Genomic DNA, 21,365 nt, shown 5'->3' with positions numbered 1-21,365 from the left:
TCAACTGGCGGTCGGCGCGGGGGCGACGGTGGCCCGGCGGCGGTGGAACAGACGCTCCAGGGCCAAGTATATGACCGGGGTGGTGAACAGCGTCAGTGCCTGGCTCACCAGCAGGCCGCCGACCACGGCGATGCCCAGTGGCTGACGCAGTTCGGCGCCGGCGCCGAAGCCGAACATCAGTGGCAGCGCGCCGAGCAATGCGGCCAGGGTGGTCATGAAGATCGGGCGAAAGCGCACCAGGCACGCCTGGTGGATCGCCTGCTCGGGCGTCATGCCGTGGTTGCGCTGGGCTTCGAGGGCGAAGTCGATGAGCAGGATGCCGTTCTTCTTGACGATGCCGATCAGCAGCACCACGCCGATCAGGCCCATGATGGTGAAGTCCTGGCCCATGGCCCAGAGCAGGATCAGCGCGCCCAGGCCCGCCGAGGGCAGGGTGGAGATGATGGTCAGCGGGTGCACGAAGCTCTCGTAGAGCACGCCGAGGATGATGTACACCGCCACCAGCGCGGCGAGGATCAGGTAGGGCTGGCTCGACAGTGAACTCTGGAAGGCCTGGGCGGCGCCCTGGAAGTTGCCGGCGATGGAGTCGGGCATGCCCAGTTCGCGCTGGGTGCGTTCGAGGATCTGCACCGCATCGCCCAGGGCCACGCCGGGGGCCAGGTTGAACGACAGGTTGGCCGCCGGGAACAGGCCGTCGTGGCTGATCGACAAAGGGCCGGTGCTGGGCGGCGCGACATGGGCCAGGGCCGACAGCGGCACCATCTCGCCCGACAGTGGCGAGCGCAGGTAGAAGTAGTTGAGGCTCTCGGCCTTGCCGCGCTGGCGGGCGTCCAGCTCGAGGATCACCTTGTACTGGTTGGTCTCGGTCTGGAACTCGCTGATCTGCCGCTGGCCGAAGGCATCGTACAGCGCCTGGTCGACGTCGGTGGTGGTCAGGCCGAAGCGCGCGGCGGCCTGGCGGTCGATGTCGATGCGGGTGACGCTGGCGCCCAGTTGCAGGTCGTTGGACAGGTCGCGGAACGCCGGATTTTCGCGCAGGCGTTCGGTCAGGCGCTGGGTCCACAGGTTCAGCGCAACGCCGTCGTTGCTCTTGAGCACGTACTGGTACTGGGTGCGCGACGGCCCGGAACTGAGGTTGATGTCTTGCCCTGCGCGCAGGTACAGGACGATGCCGGGAACCTGCGCCAGTTTTGCGCGCATGCGGTCGATCCATTCGCTGGCCGACACGTCGCGCTCGCCACGGGGCTTGAGGGAGATCCAGAAGCGCCCGTTGGCGATGGTCTGGTTGCTGCCGGTGACACCGACCGAATGGGAGAAGGCGCGCACCGCCGGGTCGGCTTCGATGATCTTCGCCAGGGCCTTGTGCTTCTCGATCATCGCGGGGTAGGACACATCGGCCGCCGCCTCGCTGGTGCCGAGGATGAACCCGGTGTCCTGCAGCGGGAAGAAGCCCTTGGGGATGGCCACGTAGCCGACCACCGCCAATGCCAGGGTCAGGCCGAACACGCCGAGGGTGACACGCTGGTGCGCCAGGGCCCGGTCCAGGCCCTTCTCGTACCAGCGCACCAGGCGCTGGCCGAAGCCGCCATGCTGCGTCTCGGGCGGGCGGCGCATGCACAGCGCGGCGAGGGTCGGTGCCAGGGTCAGCGAGACCACCACCGAAATCAGGATGGTCGCGGTGGCGGTCAGGGCGAATTCCTTGAACAGCCGGCCGACCACGCCGCCCATGAACAGCAGCGGAATGAACGCGGCGATCAGCGAGAAGCTGATCGACACCACGGTGAAGCCGATCTCGCCGGCGCCCTTGAGCGCGGCCGTGCGGCTGTCGTCGCCGGCCTCCAGGTGGCGGTGGATGTTTTCCACCACGACGATGGCATCGTCCACCACGAAGCCCACGGCGATGACGATGGCCACCAGGGTGAGGTTGTTGAGGCTGAAGCCGAACACGTACATCAATGCGCAACTGGCGATCAGCGACACGCCGAGCACGCTGGAAACGATGAAGGTCGCCGACCACTGGCGCAGGAACAGCGCCATCACCCCGATCACCAGGGCCACGGCGATCAGCAGGGTCAGCTCGACCTCATGCAGCGAGGCGCGGATGGTCTGCGTGCGGTCCTGCAGCACCGACACCTCGACCGCTGCCGGCAGCATTTCCTGCAGGCGGGGCAGGGCAGCCATCACCCGGTCCACGGTGTCGACGATGTTTGCCCCGGGTTGGCGGAAGATAACCAGGTTCAACCCCGGCTGTTCGCCGGACCAGGCCCTGACGTAGGCGTTCTCGGCGCCGTCGATCACCTTGGCGACGTCGGCCAGGTGCACCGGGGCGCCGTTGCGGTAGCTGACGATCAGCTTCGCGTAGTCGTCGGGGTGGAACAGCTGGTCGTTGGCGGCGAGGGTCGACACGCTGTGCTCGCCGTACAGCGCGCCCTTGGCCAGGTTGAGACTGGTCTGCTGGATGGCCTGGCGGATATCGGCCAGGGTCAGGCCGATGGCGGCGAGCTTTTCGGGCTGGGCCTGCACGCGGATGGCCGGGCGTAGTTGCCCGGTGATGTTGATCAGGCCGACCCCGTCGATCTGGCTGAGCTGGCGGGCCAGCAGGGTCTCGGCATAGTCGCTCAGTTGGTTGCCAGGCATCTGCGCCGAGCTGACGGTGAGGATCAGCACCGGGCTGTCGGCCGGGTTGACCTTGCGCCAGGTGGGCGGGCTGGGCAGGTCCTGGGGCAGGCGCGCGGTGGCGGTGTTGATCGCCGCCTGGACCTCCTGAGCGGCGGTGTCGATGTTCTTGTCGAGGGTGAACTGCAGGATCAGGTTGGTCGAGCCCAGCGCGCTGCTGCTGGTCATCTGGGTCATGCCGGGGATGGCGCTGAACTGCACCTCCAGGGGCGTGGCGACCGACGAGGCCATGGTTTCCGGGCTGGCACCGGGCAACTGGGCGGTAACCTGGATGGTCGGGAAGTCGGCCTCGGGCAGCGGCGCCACCGGCAGGCGCGGGAAGGCGATGGCACCGAGCAGCACCAGGGCGAAGGTCAGCAGCAGGGTGGCGATGGGGTGGTCGATGCACCAGGCCGAGACGCCGTTGCGGGTGTTCATGGCTGGCTCCTGCTTTCGGCCATTTGCGCCGGGGCAGGGGTGTCGGGGGTGACTTCCACGGTGCTGCCGGGCTTGAGCCGCGACTGACCGTCCAGCACCAGGCGATCGCCGGCCTTGACCCCGGCAATGACGTTCAGCGTGCTGTCCTGGTACACCACCTTGACCGGTACGGCGCTGACCTTGTTGCCGTCCAGGCGGTAGACGAAGTGGCCGTCGATGCTGCGCTGCACCACCGGAGGCGGTACCACCAGGGCGTCCTCGTCCACCGCCGTGCGCAGGCGCACGGTGACCAGCTGGCCCGGCCACAGGCGTGCGTCCCGGTTGTCGAACTCGGCCTTGACCCGCACCGTGCCGGTGGTGGCCGAAACCTGGTTGTCGATCAGCATCAAGTGCCCCTTGGCGAGCAGGCTGCGTTCGCCGTCGGCGTCCAGGTAGGTCTCCACTTCGGCGGGTGTGGCCGAGTTGAGCAGGCCCTGCAGGACTGGCAGCTGCTGTTGGGGCAGGGCGAACTCCACGGCGATCGGGTCGATCTGGGTGACGCTGAACAGGCTCTGAGTGTCGCTGGTGCGTACCAGGTTGCCAGGGTCGACGTTGCGAATGCCGACGCGCCCGCTCACCGGCGAGCGGATCTGGGTGTAGCTGAGCTGCACCGCGGCATTGTCGATGGCCGCCTGGTTGCCCTTGATCGTCGCCTGCAACTGGTTCACCAGCGCCTGCTGCTGGTCGAGGGTCTGCTTGGACACTCCGTCGTCGCTGCTGAGCAACTGGTAGCGCTTGAGGTTGACGTTACCCACCTGCAACTGCGCCTGGGTCTGGCCGAGCTGGGCGCGGGCCTGATCGAGGTTGGCGCGGATCGCCCGGTCATCGAGGGTGGCCAGCAGGTCGCCCTGTTTGACCCACTGGCCTTCCTTGACCAGCACCTGGGTCAGCACGCCCTCCACCTGCGGGCGCACCTCGACGCTATGCAGCGACAGCACCGAGCCGATGGCGCTCAGGTAGCGCGGCACGTCCTGCTGGGCCACGGCGACCACGCGCACCGGTATCGCGCTGGCGGCGCGGTTGGCCGGGGCTTCGCGGCGCAATCCCTGCCAGGCGCCGATGGCGACCAGCAGGGCGAGGGCCAGGGCGGCGAGTACGAGGTAGCGGGACGGACGTCGCATCGGGGCAGGCACCTTGGCCAAGGGGCTGGGAAATGGATTGGACTATTGCAGGGTTATAGCGCGCCGTCCGGGTCGGCAGCGTGACGCCTGGCTGTCATGGCTGTCAGTTTCGGTGGGTTGATGGCCAAGTGCCAATACCCTGCCATGGATCAATGTTACGTTGGCGTTTGCCCCTAGAGTCGTACGCCCTGCCGATTTCACGTACAACAACGAGAGCCTCCGATGAAGTGCAATATGCCTGTTACCGGTCGCGAAGTGGATTACCCCGGCGACGCCAATATCCTGTCCACCACCGATCTGGACAGCCGCATCACCTATGCCAACGACGATTTCCTGCGGGTCAGCGGGTTCTCGCGCGAGGAGCTGCTGGGCAATCCCCACCACATCGTCCGCCACCCCGACATGCCGCCCCAGGCCTTCGCCCAGATGTGGCAGGCGCTCAAGGCCGGTCGCTCGTGGATGGGGCTGGTGAAGAACCGTTGCAAGAACGGTGACCACTACTGGGTGAGTGCTTTCGTCTCGCCGATCAGCAGCGGCGGGCAGGTGCTGGAGTACCAGTCGGTGCGGACCAAGCCTGGGGTCGAGCAGGTCGCGGCGGCCGAGCGGTGCTATGCAAGGTTGCGCGAAGGCCGGCGTGGCTGGCGCGAGCGCTTGCCGGTACTGCAGTTGGGCACACGCTTGTCGCTGGCGGTCGGTGTGGTACTGGCGCTGGTGATAGGCGCGGGTCAATGGTGGCTGGGGGCACCGCTGCTGGAATCGCTGGTGGAGATGGTGGCGGCTGGGGGCTTGAGCAGCTTGGCGATCCTGGTGCTGCTGCGCCCATACGAGCGGCTACGTCGGCAGGCCCAGACGATCGCCGACAATCCGCTCAGCCAGCACCTGTACACCGGCCGGCGTGACGGCCTGGGGCAGATCGAGTTCGCCATGCGCATGCTCAAGGCGCAGCTGGGGGCGGTGGTCGGGCGTATCGGCGACACCTCCTCGCGCCTGGCCGGGCACTCGGGCTCGCTGGTCGAGGCCTTGCACAGCAGTCACGCCAACAGCCTCGAGCAGCAGAGCGAAGCCGACCAGGTGGCCACGGCGATCCACCAGATGAGCGCCAGTGTCGCCCAGGTCGCCAGCAGCGCGCAGATGGCGGCGATGGCGGCCGACCAGGCCGAGGACGAGACCCAGTCAGGCCACCAGCTGGTCGATCGCAACCGCTGCGCGATCCAGGACCTGGCCGGCTCGCTGGTGGAAGCCAGCGAGGTGATCCAGCAACTGGAGAACCACAGCAGCGAGATTTCCGGGGTGCTCGACGTGATCCGTGGCATCGCCGAGCAGACCAACCTGCTGGCGCTCAACGCCGCCATCGAGGCGGCGCGCGCAGGCGACCAGGGGCGGGGGTTCGCGGTGGTCGCCGACGAGGTGCGTGGCCTGGCCCAGCGCACCGCGCAGTCGACCCACGATATCCAGCGCATGATCGGTGCCCTGCAGGACGGTGCCCGCGCGGCGGTGCAGGTGATGCAGCAGAGCAGTGCCCATGCCGGGCACAGCGTCGAGCAGGCGCAACTGGCCAGCGACGCGCTGGACAGCATCAGCGTGCGGGTCAACCAGATCAATGAGATGAGCCTGCAGATCGCCGCGGCGGTGGAGCAGCAGAGCCAGGTCAGCGAGAACATCAACCGCAACATCACCAGCATCCGCCAGGCCAGCGAGGCGACGGTCAGCGTCGGGCAGCGCAGCCACAGCAGCGCCAGTGACGTGGCGGACCTGGCCAAGGACCTGCGGCGGCTGGCGGATGAGTTCTGGCGGCGCTGTCAGTGATTGACTGAGTTGTCTGTGCCGGATCTATCTAGAAACCGATGAACGCATAGTAGACCGGCGCTTCGCCCGTCACCTGTAGGCGATGACCCTGCAGATCGGCCGCAAGTGTCTCGTCCTGCACATGCACCACCCACGGTCCATCGACCGCCTGTGGCGCCTGCTCCAGCACCGAGGCAAACGCCGCCATGTCCGGCAGCCACGCGGTAAACCCATTGCCCTTCAGCGCACTGGTGGTCATCCCCAGCGCCTGACAGATCGCCACCTTGGCCGCGATATCATCGCGGTCGGCCTGGCGTGAGGCTTCGATCAGGGCACGCAGCGCCTCATCCACCGGCAGGTTGCCGTGAATCAGTTCCGGCCCTTGCGTCCAGGCCTCGGGCGGGCAGTCCTTGTTTTCCGGGCGCAGCGGCAGGTGCGGGTTGATCTCCGCCGGGTAGATGCGACAGACCAGCGGACGGCTTTCATAGATACCGCACAGGTCGTTGTCATCGAGGTTGCGGCAGCGCCCTGGATTGAACGCGGCGAAGGTCACCGATACCTGCAACTGCGCGTCACCGCATGGCACCGGGTGCGAACGGCGCAGCACATGCTCGCGCTGGTCTGCCGGCATGCCGGGGCCATCGGCGAGAAAACCTTCGATCAGCACTACCACCTGACCACCAGAGATCGCCCACTGGTGGGCCTCGGCAAGCGTCAGCGGCACATGATGGCCCGTGCAGCATTTGCCGCAGCCGGTGCAGGCGAAGCGAATACTGTCGCTCATCGTTTGCCGGCTTCCCATTCCGTGGTAAAGGCTTGCTGGCGTTGGCGGTCGTAGAGGCACAGCTCGGTACCGGTGCGGTTCTGCATGTGCTTCTGGGGGTAGATGCCCTCGATCAGCAGCGCGCTGTAACCGATCTGGTCGTCGAACTCGGCGGGTTTGCCCAGGGCGTGGGCGTCCTTGAACTGGCTGGCGGCCAGACAGGCTTTGAGCATGTGCTGGCGTTGGTCGCTCCAGGCTTGGTTGCTCGAAGCGTGTACTGCGCCGCTGGCGAAGGCGCAGAGAATCAGGAACGAATTGAGTAATTTCATACGCGACACCGGCAATGAACCTGCGAAGGGCGCGAATTATGCCCGAACGTTTTCCTTCATCAAGTCAGGAAAGTCCTGACTTGATGTGTCAGTGCTCCTCGAACACCACCGCCCGCGCCGCCGTCACCAGGCAGTTGGTCAGCTCCGGCGAGGAGAACTTGGTGAGAATGGCATTGGCCCCGGCCAGCTTGGCCTTGTCACCGCTCATCGCGCTGTCCAGCGAGGTGTGCAGCAGGATGTACAAGTGCTGGAAGTCCGGGGTTTCGCGCAGGGTGCGGGTGAAGGCGAAACCATCCATCTCGGACATCTCGATGTCCGAGACGATGATGTTGATCTCCCTTTCGGTGCCTTGCAGCTCCAGCAGCACATTGATCGCATCCTTGGCGCTGCGCGCGGTATGGCACTCGATGCCAAGGTTGCGCAGGGTGTGCACCGACTGCTGCAACGCAACCTGGCTGTCGTCTACCACCAGGATGTTGGCGGCGGCCAGCAGGCTTGCATCTTCTTCGCTGACTTCCCCCGGGTGCGGTTCGTGGGGCGGCGGGGCGATGCCGTGGATGACCTTCTCGATATCCAGCACCTGCACCAGGGTGTTGTCGACCCGAGTGACGCCGGTAATGAACGAGCGATTGCCCGAGCCGTAGGGCGGCGGTTTGATGTCGGTGCTCAGGCAATGGACGATACGACTCACCGCTTGCACGTGCAGGCCCTGGCGCGAGCGGCTGATCTCGGTGACGATCAGGCAGCCGCCGTCGGGGTCGGCCAGGGGCATTTCGCCGATGGCGCGTGACAGGTCGATCACCGACAACGAGTTGCCGCGCAGGGTGGCGACGCCTTTGACGTGCGGGTGGGACTCCGGCAGCTTGGTCAACGGCGGGCAGGGGATGATCTCGCTGACCTTGAGCAGGTTGATAGCCATCAGCTTGCCGCTGCGCAGGGTGAACAGCAGCAGGGACAGTGAGTCCGCGCGGGCTTTTTGCGTGGCCATGGACAACCTTCGCTATGAATGAGGGGGAGGATGCCGGGTTATCGGCTTTCTGGCGCCAGGCTTTAGCTTAGTTTGCTATTCGCTCTGTATGAGGCTGCTTCGCAGCCCCATCAGCGCAGCCCCAAGCGTTTGGCCAACCGGCTCAGGTTGGCCCGATCCAGCCCCAGCTCCCGGGCTGCGGCTGCCCAGTTGTCCTGGTGACGATCCAGGCACGCTTCGACGATCTGCCGTTGATAATCATCCACCGCCTCGCGCAGCCCCCCCTCGGGCAGCGGCGCGTCAGCCGACGGTGCCTCGGTTTCTGCCAGTATGCTCGGCGCCACGTTGCGCAGATCGAGGTCAGCCGCTTCCAGGGTGAGGATCTTCGGCCGCCGTCCTTGCTGCCCCAATGCCTTGAGCGCCGAGCGACCGATCAGGTGTTCCAGTTCGCGGACGTTGCCCGGCCAGCCGTACGCCAGCAGGGCGGCCTGGGCGTCGGTGGACAGCCGCAGGCTCCCCAGCCCCAGGCGCGCGCGGTTCTGTTCGAGGAAAAAGCCAGCCAGCAACAGCACGTCGCGGCCTCGCTCGCGCAGGGGCGGAACTTGCAGCGGGTAGACGCTCAGCCGGTGGTAGAAGTCGGCGCGGAAGTTGCCATTGCGCACCTCTTCGGCCAGGTCGCGGTTGGTCGCGGCGATCAGGCGTACATCGACCTGATGGTCGCGGTCCGAACCCAGGCGTTGCAACTGCCCGCTCTGCAACACCCGCAGCAACTTGGCCTGCACCGCCAACGGCAGCTCGCCGACCTCGTCGAGGAACAATGTGCCGCCGTTGGCCAGCTCGAACTTGCCGCGGCGTTCACCATGGGCGCCGGTAAAGGCGCCGCGCACATGGCCGAACAGTTCGCTCTCCACCAAGGTGTCGGGCAGGGCGGCGCAGTTGAGGCTGATCATCGGCTTGCCGGCACGCTGGCTGGCATGGTGCAGGGCCTGGGCCACCAGTTCCTTGCCGACGCCGGTCTCGCCAGTGATAAGCACGGTCAGGTCGCTGCCACCGACCAGGCGGATCTCCTCGACCAGGCGCTTGTGCGCCTTGCTCTGGCCGATCAGTTCGCGGTCCTGGCCGCTGGCCTGGCGATATACCTCGGCGCGCTGGTGTTCATCCTCGGCGCGCAGGGCCAGGTGCTCGATGCGCTCGGCCACGGTTACCGTGGCGGCGGCCAGGCTGGCGAAGGCTTGCAGGGCGTCGAGCTCGAGGCTCTGGAACTGGCCGGCGGTGAGCGCGTCGAGGGTCAGCAGGCCCCACGGGCGTTCGTCGACCATCAGCGGGCAACCCATGCAGTCGTGCACCTCGAGATCCACATGGGCGGCGTCGACCAGGCCGTCGTAAGGGTCGGGCAGCGGGCTGTCGCTAGGGAAGCGGGTGGGCTCGGGGCGGCTGAGCAGGGCCTGGAAGCGCGGGTGCTCGCTGACTCGGAAGCGTCGACCCAGGGTGTCCGCTGACAAGCCATCCACCGCCAGCGGCACCAGCCACTCGCCATCCAGGCGCAGCAGCGCCGCGGCATCGCACGGCAGCAGACCGCGCATGGCCTGCAGCAGCCGACGGTAGCGTTCCTGGTCGGGGAGGTCGCGGGACAAGTCGCTCACCAGGGGGAGGAGGGCGGTGAGCAGGGGCTTTGCAGTCATATGGACTCCTGTTGGTCGGAGTGACTATACGCCTGAGTGTGTCCTTTTGACATCGATCAATGAAAACCCCCGGTTTTACTGACGATCAAAGTTGGCACGATTGCTGAAATGGTCTACGCAACCATTCGAAGCCACAGGCTCAGGAGTTGTCGTAATGCTCAATGCCGAACAACGTGCAATCATCAAAGCCACCGTGCCCCTGCTGGAAAGTGGTGGCGAGGCCCTGACCACTCACTTCTACAAGCTGATGCTCAGCGAGTACCCCGAGGTACGCCCGCTGTTCAACCAGGCCCACCAGGCCAGCGGCGATCAGCCGCGTGCCCTGGCCAACGGCGTACTGATGTACGCCCGGCATATCGACCAGCTCGAGCAGCTGGGCGGCCTGGTAGGCCAGATCATCAACAAGCACGTCGCCTTGCAGATTCTCCCTGAACACTACCCGATCGTCGGCAGCTGCCTGCTGCGCGCCATCGAGGAAGTGCTGGGCAAGGAGATCGCTACCGCCGAGGTGATCGCTGCCTGGGCGGCGGCCTACGGCCAGCTTGCCGACATCCTCATCGGCGCCGAGGAGAACCTGTACAAACAGAAGGAAGAGGCTGCCGGCGGCTGGCGCGGCACCCGCGAATTCCGCCTGGTGCGCCGCGAGCAGGAAAGCCGCGAGATCGTCTCGTTCTACTTCGCTCCGGTCGATGGCAAGCCGGTGCTCAAGGCCGAGCCGGGCCAGTACATCGGCCTGAAGCTGGAAATCGATGGCCAGGAGCAGCGTCGCAACTATTCGCTGTCGGCCCTGTGCGACGGTGAGCAGTACCGCATCAGCGTCAAGCGTGAGGCGGGCGGCAAGGTCTCCAACTACCTGCATGATGGCTTGATGGTCGGCGATACCCTGCAACTGTTCCCGCCTTCCGGTGATTTCACCCTGGTCGCCAGCGCCAAGCCGCTGGTGCTGATCAGCGGCGGCGTGGGCATCACCCCGACCCTGGCCATGCTTGAGGCGGCCCTCGAGACCGAACGCCCGGTGCACTTCATCCATTGCGCGCGCAACGGCGCGGTGCATGCCTTCCGCGACTGGATCGATGGCCTGGCGGCGCGCCACCCGCAACTCAAGCGCTTCTACTGCTACGCCGAAGAAGATGGCAGCCAGGCTGCCGACGCAGTGGGCCTGCTGGACCAGGACCTGCTGGCCGAATGGCTGCCGCGTGAGCGTGATATCGACGCCTACTTCCTCGGGCCCAAGGGCTTCATGGCGGCGATCAAGCGTCAGCTCAAGGGCCTGGGTGTGCCGGAAGGGCAGAGCCGCTACGAGTTCTTCGGCCCGGCTGCGGCGCTGGAGTAAGCGATAGGCCTGGCTGGCCCCATCGCCGGCAAGCCGGCTCCCACAGGTATCGCTGAACCCTGTGGGAGCCGGCTTGCCGGCGATGGGGCCGGGACAGGCTACGAGTAATTCATCCCAATCGCTGCGGTTCGGCGTTCTGTCGGGCCGCCAGCACACGGATGCTCCCGGCCGTGGGTAATCGAGAACAAAGCGGACGATGACATTCGACGCTGTCGGCCTGGCCGAGCGCCGAACCGCAGCGATTGGGCCTAACCGGTCTTCTATATAAGGAAGAGGTAAACGCGGTTACACCCGCTTTCATCTTTAATCCTCCTTTAATCACTGTATCCTTCACTCTCAGGTGTCGAGGGGCCTGCTCCTGCCCGGCACCTGGGCTGGCGCATTTTTCACGTGCGTCAGTGAACCGAAACCGACCCGCTCGGTCCTAGGTCATCAGTGGATAGCCGCGCACGCCCCCGCTCGATGCATTCAAAGGTCATCTTCAGCGTGTAGACTGGGCGCCCCTCGGGCAGCCCGCGCTGTCACTCTCCATCGAAGGAATCGGCAATGAACGAACTCTCATCGCGCCTGAATCGGGAACGGCGCTTTCTGGTGCTCCTCGGCGTGATCTGCCTGGCGCTGATCGGCGGCGCCCTGTACATGCAGGTGGTGCTGGGCGAGGCACCTTGCCCGCTGTGCATCCTGCAGCGCTATGCCCTGCTGTTCATCGCGATCTTCGCCTTCATCGCCGCCGCCATGCCCGGGCGCCGCAGCCTGACCTTCTTCGAGGCGCTGGTGGTGCTCAGCGCCATCGGTGGCATCGTTGCCGCCGGCAACCATGTGTATATACTCGCCAACCCCATGGTCAGCTGCGGTATCGACACCTTGCAGCCCATCGTCGACGACCTGCCGCTGGCCAAGCTCTGGCCGCTGGCGTTCCAGGTCGATGGGTTCTGCTCCACCCCATACCCACCGATCCTCGGCCTGTCCCTCGCGCAATGGGCGCTGGTGGCGTTCGTGCTGACGGCGGTGCTGGTGCCCTTGGGCATCTACCGAAACCGTCGCCGCGCTTAGACCAAAGTCCCGAATTGACCTGGGTCTATTGCGCGGCGAGATAAGCTGCAAATGGCCCCCGATGATTGATCCAGGTCAGCCACCAGCCCTTGCGCGGCAAGGGTTTCAGGGCTACTGCGCGGGGTGCGACAAACTGTCGCGAAGTTGATTTTTTGACCAGTATTGTTACGCATTCTGTAAAAGACTGTTGCTCAATAAGTCATAGTCATCGTGGGGCGACCTATCTACAATCGCCCCCAATTTCCGTTCGGCACTGCTTGCGAGTCGCAGGATTGATGGGAGCCGCAGCGCTTTCCATTTGCTGACTTCGACAAGTTTCGCCCAACGGCGATACCGGGCGGACACCCCTCCGCGTTTTCCCGCACCAAATGGACTTGGTCTGAAGTACAGGCCTGTTGCCTACGAAACCATAAGCACCGCCAACCCGCTTGACGCCAAGATCCAGCAGTCGGATCCCTGGCAGGGGCGGGTACGGGCGCCAATTGCCGCACTTGGCAGGACGAAGTGTTGGCTACCAAACACAAATTGCATTGAAGCAAGCTGATCTAGAGGTCGTGAGATGAGTAAAAAGCGTTACCCCAGACTGTTTGGCATATTGCCCTTTTTAGGCATGCTTTTACTCAGTGGGTGCAACTGGACCCTGCTCGATCCGAAGGGCCAGGTCGGCATTGAGCAGAAGAACCTGATCCTGATCGCCACCGGCTTGATGCTGCTGGTGGTCGTGCCCGTGATCATCATGACCCTGGCGTTCGCCTGGAAGTATCGTGCGTCCAACAAGGCCGCCACCTACACCCCCGACTGGTCGCACTCGACCAAGATCGAGGCCGCGGTGTGGATCATCCCGATCCTGATCATCATCGCCCTGGGTTACTTCACCTACCACTCCACCCACAAGCTGGACCCGTACCGTCCACTGGATTCCGATGTGAAGCCGGTGCAGATCGACGTGGTCGCGCTGGACTGGAAATGGCTGTTCATCTACCCGGAACAGGGCATTGCCACGGTCAACAAGATCGTCTTCCCGGCCAATACCCCGGTCAACTTCCGCGTGACCTCCGACGCCGTGATGAACTCCTTCTTCATCCCGGGCCTGGGTGGCCAGATCTACGCCATGGCTGGCATGACCACCAAACTGCACCTGATCGCCAACGAGAACGGTGAGTTCGACGGTATCTCCGCCAACTACAGCGGTGCCGGCTTCACCGGTATGAAATTCAAGGCTGTTGCCACCTCCCAGGCCGACTTCGATGCATGGGTCGCCGAGGTGAAGGCTTCGCCGAAGAAACTGGACCAGGCCGAATATGACGCCTTGGCCAAAGCAAGCGAAAACAACCCAGTCGCGCTGTACAGCGAGGCTCAGGCTGACCAGTTCCAGCGCATCGTCGACAAGTACGAAGGCATGAACCGCGGTCGTCCGAACCACGAAGAAGCAGGCAGCAAAGACCTGGCCACTACCAAGGGTGTGGAATCGAGTATGCAACCAGCTGCCGGTGCAGAGGAGTAAGAGATGTTCGGTAAATTAACTCTGGAGGCGATACCGTATCACGAGCCGATAGTCATGGTGACGCTTGCCATGATCGCGCTCGGTGGTATCGCTGTCGTTGGTGCCATCACCTATTTCCGCAAGTGGACCTACTTGTGGACCGAGTGGCTGACCACGGTCGACCACAAGAAGATCGGCGTGATGTACATCATCGTCGCGATGGTCATGCTGCTGCGCGGCTTCGCCGACGCCATCATGATGCGTACCCAGCTGGCTGCCGCCACCGGTGGCTCCGAAGGCTACCTGCCGCCTGAACACTATGACCAGATCTTCACCGCCCACGGTGTGATCATGATCATCTTCATGGCGATGCCGTTCTTCACCGGCCTGATGAACCTTGCGGTTCCTCTGCAGATCGGTGCACGTGACGTTGCCTTCCCGTTCCTGAACTCCCTGAGCTTCTACCTGCTGCTGGCAGGCGTGCTGCTGGTCAACATCTCGCTGGGCGTTGGTGAATTCGCCAAGACCGGCTGGGTTGCCTATCCGCCGCTCGCGGGTATCCAGTACAGCCCTGGGGTGGGTGTCGACTACTACATCTGGGCACTACAGCTATCAGGTCTGGGTACGACGCTTACCGGCGTGAACTTCCTCGTCACCGTGATGAAGATGCGCGCCCCTGGCATGAAGCTGATGGACATGCCGATCTTCACCTGGACCTGCACCTGGGCCAACGTACTGATCGTCGCTTCCTTCCCGATCCTGACCGCCGCACTCGCGCTGCTGACTGTTGACCGTTATCTGGACTTCCACATCTTCACCAACGAGCTTGGTGGGAACCCGATGATGTACGTCAACCTGTTCTGGGCGTGGGGTCACCCTGAGGTCTACATCCTGATCCTGCCGGCCTTCGGCGTGTTCTCGGAAGTCACCTCGACCTTCGCAGGCAAGCGCCTGTTCGGTCACCACTCGATGATCTACGCATCGGGCGCAATCGCCATCCTCGGCTTTGCGGTCTGGCTGCACCACTTCTTCACCATGGGTGCCGGCGCCAGCGTCAACACCTTCTTCGGCCTGGCGACGATGCTGATCTCCATTCCGACCGGTGTGAAGCTGTTCAACTGGCTGTTCACCATCTACCAGGGCCGTCTGCGCTTCACCGCGCCGATCATGTGGACCCTGGGCTTCATGGTCACCTTCTCCATCGGTGGCATGACCGGCGTCCTGCTGGCTGTTCCAGGTGCCGACTTCGTTCTGCACAACAGCCTGTTCGTGATCGCCCACTTCCACAACGTGATCATCGGTGGCGCGGTATTCGGCTACATCGCCGGCTTCGCCTTCTGGTTCCCGAAAGCCTTCGGTTTCACCCTGAACGAGAAGTGGGGCAAGGCTGCCTTCTGGTTCTGGATCTCCGGCTTCTACGTAGCGTTCATGCCGCTGTACGCCCTGGGCTTCATGGGCATGACCCGTCGTCTGAACCACTCCGACAACCCGCTGTGGGAACCCTACCTGTACGTAGCCGTAGTCGGCGCCGTGCTGATCCTGTTCGGTATCGCCTGCCAGCTGATCCAGATCTACGTCTCGGTTCGCGATCGCAAGGACAACATGGACGTCACCGGCGACCCATGGGGCGGCCGTACCCTGGAATGGTCGACTTCGTCGCCACCTCCGTTCTACAACTTCGCCCACATGCCTGAGCACGTTGGCCTGGACGCCTGGCACGAAGCCAAGCAAGCCGGCGCCGCCTACAAGGCTCCGGCCAAGTACGAAGCGATCCACATGCCGAGCAACACTTCCACCGGTCTGTTCATGGGTCTGTTGCTGACCGTGTTCGGCTTCGCCTTCATCTGGCACATCTGGTGGCTGGTGGGTGCGAGCCTGGTTGCGACCATCGCTGTCTTTGTTCGCCACGCCGCGCGTGACGACCAGGGCTACATGGTGCCGGCCGAAGAAGTGGCGCGCATCGAAGGCGAGCGCATGAAAGCGCTGGCCAACGCTGGTGCACTGCCTGCTGGCGGCGCACGTGTCGAATCGTTTGAACGGGTGTAATCAATGTCCAGTCAAGTAATCCACGGTGGCGCGCATGGTCATGACCATGCGCACGATGACCACCACCACGACTCGGGCCAGATGACCGTACTCGGTTTCTGGCTGTACCTGATGACCGACTGCATCCTGTTTGCGTCGCTCTTCGCCACCTACGCGGTGCTGTCCGGCGGTTTCGCCGGCGGCCCGTCGGGTCACGACATCTTCCAGCTCGACTTCGTGCTGGTCGAAACCGCGTTTCTGCTGCTGTCCTCGATCACCTTCGGCTTCGCCATGCTGAAGATGTTCGCCGGCAACAAGGCAGGTGTACTGGGCTGGTTGGCTGTGACCTTCCTGTTCGGTGCAGGCTTCATCGCGATGGAAATCTATGAGTTCCATCACCTGATCGCCGAAGGCTACGGCCCGCAGCGCAGTGGCTTCCTGTCGGCGTTCTTCGCGCTGGTCGGTACCCACGGCCTGCACGTGACTGCCGGTCTGATCTGGATGGCAATCATGATGTACCAGATCAACAAGCACGGCATCACGCCGACCGCCAAGACCCGCATGAGCTGCCTGAGCCTGTTCTGGCACTTCCTCGACGTGGTCTGGATCTGCGTGTTCACCGTCGTCTACCTGCTGGGGGTTCTGTAATGGCTAGCGCACACGACACTCATCACGAAGGCAATCACGGTAGCGTGAAGTCCTACATGATCGGCTTTGTACTGTCGATCATCCTGACCGCGATCCCGTTCGGCCTGGTGATGTACCCAAGCCTGCCGAAGAACCTGACCGTCCTGATCGTGGTGGCCATGGCCGTCATCCAGGTGGTGGTGCACCTCGTGTACTTCCTGCACATGGACCGCTCGAAAGAGCAGCGCTCCAACGTGTCGACGTTCCTGTTCACCGTTCTGGTAATTGCACTGCTGGTCGGCCTGTCGCTGTGGATCATGTTCAGCATCCACTTCGAAATGCTGGCCAAGTGAGGTAAGACTGCATGTCCGTGAAGCACTTTATCCAAATCACCAAACCGGGGATCATTTTCGGTAACGTGCTTTCCGTGGCAGGCGGTTTCTTCCTTGCCGCCAAGGGGCATGTGGATTTCGCCCTGTTCCTGGCGGTGGTGATCGGTACGTCCCTGGTGGTCGCGTCCGGATGCGTGTTCAACAACTGCATCGACCGTGACATCGACCACAAGATGGAGCGCACCAAGAACCGCGTCATGGTCCAGGGCGGCATGTCGCTGCCCCTGGCGCTGATCTACGCCACCCTGCTCGGGGTGGCGGGTTTCAGCTTGCTGTATGTCCAGGCCAACCCGCTGTCGGCGTTCTGCGCCCTGGTTGGCTTCGTGGTCTACGTCGGCTTCTACAGCCTGTGGCTCAAGCGCAAATCGGTGCACGGCACCCTGGTCGGCAGCCTGTCCGGTGCCATGCCTCCGGTGATCGGCTACTGCGCGGTGAGCAACAGCTTCGACCTGGCCGCGTTCACCCTGCTGGTGATGTTCAGCCTGTGGCAGATGCCGCACAGCTTCGCCATCGCCATCTTCCGCTTCAAGGACTACAGCGCCGCCAACATCCCGGTCCTGCCGGTGGCGCGCGGTATCCTCGCGGCGAAGAAGCAGATCGTGCTGTACGTGCTGGCCTTCGTCCTCGCCACCCTGATGCTGACCCTCGGCGGCTACGCCGGCCTGGGTTACCTCGCCGTGGCGGCCGCCATGGGCCTGTACTGGCTGTACATGGCCTGGGGCGGCTACAAGGCAGAGGACGACAGCAAGTGGGCGCGCAAGGTATTCGGCTTCTCCATCCTCACCGTCACTGCCCTGAGCGTGATGATGGGCGTGGACAGCCAGACCGCGGCCGACGTGCTGATGACCTACGCACGCTGAAACACCCCAGCTGCACAAGACGCCCCGGCTTGCCGGGGCGTTTTTTTGCCTCGGAAAATTCATTCGAAGGGCAGTTGACAGCGCCATGCCCTTTGCCGGATGTTATGCGCCGCAGGTCAGGACGACCTGCAGGCCAGGGTAGGCCGCGATCCATTCGGATCGATCCACATGACAAGGACTGTTCCATGACCGAATCGAGCTCCGCTCCTTCGGCGTGCGCGGCTTCGCTGCGCCAACGCCATGCCTCTGCCAGCACCGCTACCGCGCTGGCCATCCTCGAATGCCTGTTTCGTCGACGCAGCCTGGCCACTGGGCAGGATGACGCGCTGGATGATGCCGTGCTCGCCCCGCACCTGCCCAAGGTGCTGCAGGCCGTCGAGCGCGGGCTGCCGGTGGAGATGGTCCTCCCGGCCTTCCCCGGCAAGTCGCCCAACCGCCAGAAGACCCTCGGCCCGCTCCCGGACCTGGCAGAGCACCATGCCATCGACGAGCTGAACCGCCTGGCTGAGGAAATCCGCGCATTCCATGCCCCCGGTGCAGTCATTCACATCTGCTCGGACGGCTATGTCTTCGCCGACCTGGTGCGGGTGCCCGATGCCCATGTCCAGGCCTACACCGACGATATCCAGCGCTATGCCGGCCAGCACTATCCCGGCCGTTTCACCTTGTTCGACCTCAAGGATGCCTATCCGCAACTGGGCTGCCTGGACTCCATGCGCGAAGAGCTGATGATCGAGCATGGCCAGTCGCTGCGCGTCCTGCAGCAGCGCTTCGAGGACGAGGAGCACATGCGGTTGATGTACTGCGGCATCCATCGTTTCCTCGCCGAGGACTACGCCGGACTGGTGGAGTTCGAAGGCATGAGCATGAACGCGGTTAAGAAGGCCGCCAAGCCCGCCTCCCAGCGGGTGATCCAGCGTAGCGAGGCCTGGAGTGCGTTGCTGCAAGCGCGCTATCCGCATTGCCTGCGCCTGTCGATCCACCCGCAGTTGGCGGTGTCGAGCAAGATCGGTATCCGCCTGGTGCCGACCAGCGACCTGTGGCGCACCCCCTGGCATTCGGTGGCGATCAAGCGTCGTGGCGTGGTGACCCTCGACCGGCGCAGCAATGTCGATGAGCGTTACAGCCGGCTGGTATTCCGCCGTGGCCGGCCTTGCCACTACGCCAGCGCGCAGTGAGGGTGGCGCCAATGGACATACGCGCGGTTCTGTTCGACCTGGACGGCACCCTGGTCGATACCCTGCCGGATATCGCCTGGAGCCTGAATCATGTGCTGAGCCTGCACGGGCTGCGCACGCTGCAGCCGGATGAGGTGCGCGGGATGATCGGCGGCGGTGTGGCGGCGATGCTCGAAAGGGCCGCCGTCGGCCTCGACGCCGAGCAACGTCAACGCCTGCATGACGACTACAGCAGCTGCTATCACGACAACCTGGTCCGGCGTTCCCGAGTCTTCCCAGGTTGTATCGGCCTGATCGAGAGGATTGCCGACAAAGGGCTGCCCATGGCTGTCGTCACCAACAAGGCCCACACCCTCGCCGAGCGTGTCGTACAAGGGCTGCTGCCCGCGCAGCGATTTGCCGCGGTGCTCGGTCATCGCCCCGGCGAGCGGCTCAAGCCGGCACCGGACATCGCGCTGCAGGCTGCCGAACGGCTGGGCATCGACCCAGGCCACTGCCTGTTTGTCGGCGATACCCCGGTCGACCTGTTGACCGCCAAGGCCGCGGGCATGCCCGCCGCCGCCGTCGGTTGGGGCTACGGCGAGTGGCAAGCGTTGCTCGAGCAGCGGCCACAGTTCCATTGCCAGCAACCCTTGCAGCTGCTCCGGGCCCTGCGCCCGGAGCAAGTGCGCCACTGTGCAAGCCAATCCGCAACGCCAATCGGTTCGCTGTAGCCGTTCTCAAGGAAGACACGACATGCAAGACAAAGACAGCTGGATGGAAGCCGTCGGCCAGGTGCTGGACGCTTACCTGCTCAAGGCCCAGGACGACCGCTTCGACCAAGCGGGCAGGGCGCACCTGGCCCACGACCTGGCGCGCTGCTTCGACAGTGGCGAGCCGCTGCGCATGGTGCTGCCGGGTTTCCCGTGCAAGTCGCCGAATGATCACGACAAGACCTTCGGCGTACTGCCCGACCATGGCGAGGTGATCGCCATCGAGCGCCTCGAGCGCCTCGCCCAGGAGCTCGCCGAGCTCCACGCCCCTGGCTGCGAGATCGCGATCCTCAGCGACGGCACCACCTTCAACGATATCGTCGGCGTGCCGGACGACGTGCGCCGCGCCTACAACCAGGCGCTGCGCACCCTGTGCACCACCCATTGCATCCGCTGGGTGAGCATGGAGGACCTGTTCCCCCAGGCCAGCAGTGCCGAAGCCCTGCGTGCCACCCTGGTCAAGCAGGCCCGTCTGCCGTGGAAGAACGTCGAGGCACTGATCGAGCAGTGCCAGCACGACGAGGCCCTGGGCCGGACCCACGACAAGTTGTGCAGCCACCTCTACAACGACCTGCGCCTGTGCCGCCAGGCCGGGCAGGACGAAGACGAGCACCTGCGCCAGATCAGCTACAAGGCCTACCAGATGATGCTGCGCGGCCAGGCCTTGAATGCGGCGGTCGAGCGGTTTTTCCCCGGGCACGTGCGCCTGTCGGTGCACCAGTACGACAACGCCGGCCCCAAGTTCACCGTGGCCCTGGCCGAGGGGCTCGATCATGTAGTCAGCCCCTGGCATGCAGTGCCGGTGCGCCAGCTTGACGGTCACCAGACCCTGCGCGGCCGCGCGCAGATCGACGCCGCGCGGCATGTGCTGGTGACCTGGCAGGGGCAGCCATGGCTGTTCCATGAAACAGCGGGCGAGGCGCTCGAGGGCTTCAACTTCACATTGCAGAAGCTCCCCCTGTTCGGGTTGCTGGTCAGCGACCCGCTGGGGCTGGGTTTCCAGCGACTGTCTACCGAGACCTTGCAAGCCCTGGTGCGCAGTTTCGGTTTTGTCTGCCTCAGAGGCTGTGAATTCACCGACCAGCAGGCATTCGCCACCGACTGTGAGCGTTTCGGCACCATCTACCGTTGGTCCTTTGGCGAGGTGCATGTGGTCAAGCCGGCCGACCAGCCCCAAGGCGTGGTGCATTCGCTGGAGAAGACGCCCTTGCACTGGGACCTCAACATGCTGCCCGACAGCGATCCGCTGGTGCAGCGCGATGCCAAGTTCTGCGCCCACACCTTCATGCTGTATTGCAAGACGCCGCCGCAGCCGGGGGAAGGGCAGACCACGGTCGTCGACAGCCGCAACGCCTTGCGCAAGGTGGGCCTGCGCACCGCCCGCCAGTGGCAGGGCATCGATTTGACCTACTACACGCGCATGACCTATTTCGGCGGTTCGCCGCGCAGCTACTCGCTGGTCGACCTCGATCCGCGCAGCGGCGAGCGGGTACTGCGCTACCAGGAGGGCTGCCAGTCGTCGTTGCAGACCCTCGAACAGAAGGTGCAGGGGCATGACGAAGCCTTCCAGCAGGCATTGATCAGCCAGCTCGATGAACTGGTCTACGACCCCGAATGCCTGATTGCCCATGAGTGGCAGGCGGGTGACCTGGTGCTGATCGACAACTACCAGACCTTGCACGGGCGCCTGCCGATGAGCGCGGCCTCGGCCGCGCGCGAACTGTGGCGGGTGCAGGTCTACTGAGCCCTTTGACGGCGGCGCTTGCCGGTGTTTCGGCAAGCTCCGCCTGCTGAGGGTGGTTCTGTAATTACGATTTTTTTCAAATGAAGTGGCTGAAAAAATCTAATAAAACAGGAAATTATCCTTTACTAAGTGATCATGG

17 protein-coding genes and 1 pseudogene are annotated in these 21,365 nt (G+C 64.2%); 12 read left to right on the top strand and 6 right to left on the bottom strand.

The annotated features are described in order from the left end of the window. Positions 1 to 3,093, bottom strand: a complete 3,093-nt coding sequence (locus tag OH705_RS05710) for a multidrug efflux RND transporter permease subunit (RefSeq protein ID WP_267301330.1) — start codon at positions 3,091 to 3,093, stop codon at positions 1 to 3. Further along, the gene (locus OH705_RS05705) at positions 3,090 to 4,253 is read right to left on the bottom strand and encodes an efflux RND transporter periplasmic adaptor subunit (RefSeq protein WP_267301328.1); all 1,164 of its coding nucleotides are present in this window, start codon (positions 4,251 to 4,253) and stop codon (positions 3,090 to 3,092) included. Before OH705_RS05705 ends, OH705_RS05710 begins: the two co-directional genes overlap by 4 nt. A gap of 222 nt (positions 4,254 to 4,475) precedes the next feature. Here OH705_RS05705 and OH705_RS29200 point away from each other — a divergent pair. After that, positions 4,476 to 4,757 (top strand): annotated as a pseudogene (locus OH705_RS29200) (PAS domain-containing protein); the annotation flags it as partial. A 264-nt stretch (positions 4,758 to 5,021) separates the two neighbouring features. After that, positions 5,022 to 6,059 carry a methyl-accepting chemotaxis protein gene (locus tag OH705_RS05700; protein ID WP_371920591.1) on the top strand — a complete coding sequence of 346 codons (1,038 nt, stop codon included), beginning with the start codon at positions 5,022 to 5,024 and terminating at the stop codon, positions 6,057 to 6,059. 28 nt (positions 6,060 to 6,087) lie between these two features. On the opposite strand, the gene OH705_RS05695 is transcribed toward OH705_RS05700, so the two are convergent. The 4 genes from OH705_RS05695 to norR all read right to left on the bottom strand — a co-directional run bounded on the left by OH705_RS05695 (position 6,088) and on the right by norR (position 9,779). Then, positions 6,088 to 6,822 (bottom strand): YkgJ family cysteine cluster protein, encoded by a 735-nt coding sequence (locus tag OH705_RS05695; protein WP_023632439.1) that lies wholly within the window; start codon positions 6,820 to 6,822, stop codon positions 6,088 to 6,090. Next, positions 6,819 to 7,130 carry a hypothetical protein gene (locus OH705_RS05690; protein WP_023632440.1) on the bottom strand — a complete coding sequence of 104 codons (312 nt, stop codon included), beginning with the start codon at positions 7,128 to 7,130 and terminating at the stop codon, positions 6,819 to 6,821. The genes OH705_RS05695 and OH705_RS05690 overlap by 4 nt, the downstream gene beginning before the upstream one ends. Before the next feature lie 88 nt (positions 7,131 to 7,218). Further along, a complete protein-coding gene (locus OH705_RS05685) occupies positions 7,219 to 8,118 on the bottom strand; it encodes a chemotaxis protein (RefSeq protein WP_023632441.1) in 900 nt (299 codons plus the stop codon). A 110-nt stretch (positions 8,119 to 8,228) separates the two neighbouring features. Continuing rightward, the gene (gene norR, locus OH705_RS05680; RefSeq protein ID WP_038707393.1) at positions 8,229 to 9,779 is read right to left on the bottom strand and encodes a nitric oxide reductase transcriptional regulator NorR; all 1,551 of its coding nucleotides are present in this window, start codon (positions 9,777 to 9,779) and stop codon (positions 8,229 to 8,231) included. 154 nt (positions 9,780 to 9,933) lie between these two features. On the opposite strand from norR, the gene hmpA reads away from it, so the two are divergent. The 10 genes from hmpA (at position 9,934) to OH705_RS05630 (ending at position 21,226) form a co-directional block, all read left to right on the top strand. Next, positions 9,934 to 11,112: an NO-inducible flavohemoprotein gene (gene hmpA / locus OH705_RS05675; RefSeq protein ID WP_267301324.1), complete on the top strand. Its 1,179-nt coding sequence runs from the start codon at positions 9,934 to 9,936 to the stop codon at positions 11,110 to 11,112. Between the two features lie 546 nt (positions 11,113 to 11,658). Continuing rightward, positions 11,659 to 12,165 (top strand): disulfide bond formation protein B, encoded by a 507-nt coding sequence (locus OH705_RS05670; RefSeq protein ID WP_023629873.1) that lies wholly within the window; start codon positions 11,659 to 11,661, stop codon positions 12,163 to 12,165. Between the two features lie 559 nt (positions 12,166 to 12,724). Then, on the top strand, positions 12,725 to 13,669 hold the full coding sequence (gene cyoA, locus OH705_RS05665) for a ubiquinol oxidase subunit II (RefSeq protein WP_038707394.1): 945 nt from the start codon (positions 12,725 to 12,727) through the stop codon (positions 13,667 to 13,669). Between the two features lie 3 nt (positions 13,670 to 13,672). After that, a complete protein-coding gene (cyoB, locus tag OH705_RS05660) occupies positions 13,673 to 15,694 on the top strand; it encodes a cytochrome o ubiquinol oxidase subunit I (RefSeq protein ID WP_023629874.1) in 2,022 nt (673 codons plus the stop codon). Positions 15,695 to 15,697: 3 nt separating this feature from the next. Next, positions 15,698 to 16,321, top strand: coding sequence for a cytochrome o ubiquinol oxidase subunit III (locus OH705_RS05655; protein ID WP_023629875.1), 624 nt, complete (start codon positions 15,698 to 15,700; stop codon positions 16,319 to 16,321). Then, on the top strand, positions 16,321 to 16,653 hold the full coding sequence (gene cyoD, locus OH705_RS05650; protein WP_023629876.1) for a cytochrome o ubiquinol oxidase subunit IV: 333 nt from the start codon (positions 16,321 to 16,323) through the stop codon (positions 16,651 to 16,653). The genes OH705_RS05655 and cyoD overlap by 1 nt, the downstream gene beginning before the upstream one ends. Before the next feature lie 11 nt (positions 16,654 to 16,664). After that, complete coding sequence (gene cyoE / locus OH705_RS05645; protein WP_023629877.1) at positions 16,665 to 17,552, top strand: heme o synthase; 888 nt, start codon at positions 16,665 to 16,667, stop codon at positions 17,550 to 17,552. A gap of 185 nt (positions 17,553 to 17,737) precedes the next feature. Continuing rightward, positions 17,738 to 18,730: an isocyanide synthase family protein gene (locus OH705_RS05640; protein ID WP_267301321.1), complete on the top strand. Its 993-nt coding sequence runs from the start codon at positions 17,738 to 17,740 to the stop codon at positions 18,728 to 18,730. Positions 18,731 to 18,741: 11 nt separating this feature from the next. Beyond that, positions 18,742 to 19,443, top strand: coding sequence for an HAD family hydrolase (locus OH705_RS05635; protein WP_267301319.1), 702 nt, complete (start codon positions 18,742 to 18,744; stop codon positions 19,441 to 19,443). A gap of 22 nt (positions 19,444 to 19,465) precedes the next feature. Next, on the top strand, positions 19,466 to 21,226 hold the full coding sequence (locus OH705_RS05630; RefSeq protein WP_267301317.1) for an isocyanide synthase family protein: 1,761 nt from the start codon (positions 19,466 to 19,468) through the stop codon (positions 21,224 to 21,226). Positions 21,227 to 21,365: the final 139 nt, after the last annotated feature.

Origin of the sequence: Pseudomonas sp. BJa3 (assembly GCF_026343815.1) — a bacterium.
GTDB classification, from domain to species: domain Bacteria; phylum Pseudomonadota; class Gammaproteobacteria; order Pseudomonadales; family Pseudomonadaceae; genus Aquipseudomonas; species Aquipseudomonas soli.
Note: the sequence above shows the minus strand (reverse complement) of the source record. Positions and strands in the feature narration are given on the sequence as shown.